Source organism: Streptomyces sp. NPDC001156 (assembly GCF_053598275.1).
The window spans coordinates 1-395 of the sequence record NZ_JBSFJX010000521.1; the positions used below are offsets into that span (position 1 = coordinate 1).

Consider the following 395-nt stretch of genomic DNA (forward strand, 5'->3'; position numbering starts at 1 on the left):
TGCAGCGGTTCCTGGCCGCGGGCCCTCCCCGCCTGCCGCACCCCGACGCCCTGAAAGAGGCGTTCTTGTGGTCGGAATTCCGCACCGTGACCAAGACCGCCCTGGTCAGCCTGCACGGCAACACCTACCAAGTCGAACCCGCCCTGGCCGGCCGCAAGGTCGAGCTGGTCTTCGACCCCTTCGACCTCGACGGCATCGAAGTACGCCACGACGGCCGCGCGTTCGGCACCGCCATCCCGCACACCATCACCCGCCATGCACACCCCAAGGCCCGTCCTGAACTCCCCGTCGAGCCTGCGCCGGCCACCGGCATCAACTACCTCGGCCTGATCACCCAAGCCCACGACCAGCAGCTCGGCCCCGTCATCAATTACGACGCCCTCATCGGCTCCGCG

Annotated in this window: 1 protein-coding gene; it reads left to right on the forward strand. The window is 68.6% G+C overall.

Annotated elements, in window-relative coordinates; genetic code table 11:
- A partial coding sequence (locus ACWDA7_RS52780; protein ID WP_450615337.1) for a Mu transposase C-terminal domain-containing protein occupies nucleotides 1-395 on the forward strand: 395 nt, incomplete at both ends.